We start from the raw sequence: 3,168 nt of genomic DNA, 5'->3' as shown, positions 1-3,168 counted from the left end.
CCCCGCCGCCCGGCTCCTCACGCTGCGGGACACCACTCTCACCCCCGGGCGCCTGCTCCGTCCCACCGACTTCACCGAAGGGCTCGACGCCGACTCGCCCACCGCCGCCATCACCGCCCGCGCGATCTGGACGACCGCGGGACCGCACGTGTTCGTCGGCGCCGACTTCGGCTCACTGCTCTTCGACGGCGAGGGCCGCACCCTCTGGGCCGATCCCGCGAGCGCCATGGGCGCCTTCACCGCGGACGGCGCCGCGCTCGTCGTGGTCCAGGAGGAGATCGACGCCTGGTTCCTCGCCGGCTGCGCCCCGCCGGCCGACGCCGCACCGCCGCTCCCGGACCCCGGGCCCGGGCAGGTGCTGCTCGCCGGGCTCCCCGGCGAACTGCCCTGCTCCTACCAGCCGGTTCGCGACGCCGCCGTCGCCGACGGCGGCCGCGCCCTCGCCTTCTCCGCCGCCCTCGACCGGCACGCCGCCAGCCGCCCACTGGTGCTCTGCCGCCCCCGCGACGACGGAGGCCCGCCGGAGGTCGGGCTGCTGCCACCCGAGCCCGGCGCCGGCCACCTCGCCGGCCTCGCCATCGGCCCGCGCGGCGACGTCGTCGCACGCGGCCTGCTCGGCGACCAGCCCTGCCTGGTGCTGAACGAGATCGTCGGCGGCGAGCGGCGCTGGCGACAGGACTTGCCGTCGGCGCCGCACGGAGAGGAACGGCTGCGGCTCGCGTTCAGCGCGGACGGCTCCCGCCTCGTGCTGGCCTCGCACGCCGCCGCCCGGGTGCTGGTGCTCGACGCCGAGACCGGCGGACGGGTCTTCATGCTCACCGAGCGGGGCGGCCTGGTCGACCAGGCGGCGCTCGACGTCTCGGGCGCGCGGGTGGCCTGCGGCCTGCGCGCCGGCGCGACGCGGGTGGTGGTCCGGGACGTCGCCACCGGAAAAACGTTGCTGCGCGCCGAGCCGGAGCAACTGCGCTGGATCACCGGCCTCGCCTTCGCGCCCGACGGCTCGGCGCTGGCCGTCGCCGGCTCGACGCTGCGCGGCCACGCCGCGCTCTGGCTGCTGCCGCTCACCTCGGACTCGACCGCCCGGCGCCGCGCCGCCCCCCGGATCGCGGTCCGCGACCTCCCGATGCACGACCTCCCCGACGGCGCCCTGGTCTGGACGGCCGCCGGCCCCCGCGCCTACTTCCCCGGCAGCCACGGCCGCAGCGCGCTCTGGGACGCGGCCACCGACACGGTGCTCGCCGAACTCCCCTTCGCCGCGACCGAGGCCGGCGTGGCGCTCTCCCCGGACGGCGAAACCCTGGTCACCGTCACCCAGTTCGGCGCCCGACGCTGGCCACTCGCCCGCCGCTGGCCACTGGGCCACGGACACGCCGACGGCCGGTAGGGGCCGGGGCATCGCCCCGGCCCCCCAGCTCAGCTGTTACCGACCAACCGCTGCCTTACACCGGCGGGTTGGCGTTGGCCAGCAACTCCTGGAACTGCGCCGAGAACCAGTGACCGGAGAGCGGCGCGTCTCCCAGGGCACCCGACGGGTTGTTGTTGTTGCGGGGGTTGCCCTGGTAGGTCGGGTCGCACATCCGGTCGAAGCCCTTGCCCTCGTCGTTCGGGATCTCGCTGCTCGCGCCGTCCGACTCACCCGGAGGCTTGATCCAGACGTACGCGTCGATCCCGGACGCCGGGGCGGCCGTCGGGCGCTCGCCCAGGCCGGCACCGGCCTGGTTGCACCAGTTGCCGGCGTGGATGCGACCGTCGGTCCTGCTGCCCTCGACGTAGGCGTTCACGTCGGTGCGCGGGCCGGGTCCCGACGGCCGGTCGGGGCCGCCCCAGCCGTTACGGGAGGTGTCGATCAGCATGCCGATGTTCGAGTTGAACCCGGTGCTGACCAGTTCCTGCCGGAAGCCCTGGGCGAAGGACTGGTTGTCGACGTAGCGGTTCCAGTCGACCCACGAGGACTGCCGCACCGGAGTCCCGTTGATGGACTCGTCGATGGTGTAGTAGGGCTCGACCGTCGGGCCGTAGTTGGCCGTGTTGACGATGAAGCCCGTCACGTCGTCGACCGTGGCCTCGCCGTGCGTGGCGGTCTGCTGGAAGAGGTCGGCCGAGGCGCCGAAGTTGTCGTCCCAGCCGATCCAGCCGTAGTGGCCGGCGTCGATGTAGTTGTAGACGTTGCCGATCGAGCCCAGCTCCGAGAGCGCGTAGGAGACGCCCTCGACGTAGTTGCCGTTCGCCAGCATGGTGTCGCACTCCGGCGTGGCGGTCGGCCGCGGGCTGACGTTGGTGATGAGGTTCGGCAGCGAGTCGATCTCGATCACCGCCGAGACCCGCAGGTTCGCGTCGCTCTCGTACTCCCGCAGGATGTCGGCGATGACATCGATGTACTCGGTCTTGTAGCGGTCGATCTCCGTCGCGCCCAGCTCGCCGTTGGAGGCGAGCGCCGAGCAGTCGCGGCCCGGCAGGTTGTAGATCACGACCTGGAAGACGATCGGCTGACCGCCGGCCTGGGCGACCGCCTCGTCCAGGTGGTCCTGCAGGCCCATGCCGCCGTTGACGCCGTCGATGGCCGCGATCCGGTCCATCCAGACGCCGGTGGGCTCGTCGGCGATCGCCGAGCCGCCCGGCTCGGCGGCCGCGCGGGCCGACCACTCGGGGTTCACGTACACGTCGGCGCCGGCGTACGGGTTGTCCACGCGGGCCAGGACCCCAGGGTCCTCGCTCGCCTGGGCCATGCCGAGCGTGCTGAGCGTGACGGCGAAGGCGCCCGCCAGAGCGCCGACCGCCAGGGCGGAGCGGCGCGCGCGTCGCCGGTGTGGGGGGTGGTTGCTGCGGCTCATCGCTGCTGTTCCTCCAGTAGATCGCTGGTTCGGTCGCGTTGCGTCGATGCCGCCGGACGCGGCGGAGGTCCGCCGCGCGACGGGAGGTCATGGGTCACGGACGTCCCGACGTCCCGGTCGCCGCGCCGATTCGGCGCGGGGCGACGTGACGGATCGGTCGGACCGTTCGTGGATCCCGCGCGTGCCGGTTCGGGCGCCGCGATCGCTGCCGGGAACATCTCCCGGGGCCCCGCGGCGACTCCACGCACGCGTGGGCACGGCCGTGTCGGCCGCGCCGGCCCGGCAGGGGGCGGTCCCGTTCGCTCGGGGCGTCGGGAACGTGGTGGGGGTTGTCTCT

The 3,168-nt window shown here is 74.1% G+C and carries 2 protein-coding genes; one reads left to right on the top strand and one right to left on the bottom strand.

Annotation, left to right across the window (positions count from 1 at the left end; genetic code table 11):
- Positions 1-1,384 (top strand): WD40 repeat domain-containing protein (locus E1283_RS37755; RefSeq protein ID WP_165956352.1); only part of this gene is annotated, 1,384 nt, incomplete at its 5' end.
- Between the two features lie 55 nt (positions 1,385-1,439).
- On the opposite strand, the gene E1283_RS34240 is transcribed toward E1283_RS37755, so the two are convergent.
- On the bottom strand, positions 1,440-2,831 hold the full coding sequence (locus E1283_RS34240; RefSeq protein ID WP_132822066.1) for a glycoside hydrolase family 6 protein: 1,392 nt from the start codon (positions 2,829-2,831) through the stop codon (positions 1,440-1,442).
- Positions 2,832-3,168: the final 337 nt, after the last annotated feature.

This window comes from Streptomyces hainanensis (assembly GCF_004348415.1).
In the GTDB taxonomy this organism is placed as follows: domain Bacteria; phylum Actinomycetota; class Actinomycetes; order Streptomycetales; family Streptomycetaceae; genus Streptomyces; species Streptomyces hainanensis.
Note: the sequence above shows the minus strand (reverse complement) of the source record. Positions and strands in the feature narration are given on the sequence as shown.

What these genes read in the sequence shown, in the direction of transcription:
- E1283_RS34240 (WP_132822066.1), bottom strand. Translation starts at nt 2,831, where the DNA reads ATGAGCCGCAGCAACCACCCCCCACACCGGCGACGCGCGCGCCGCTCC.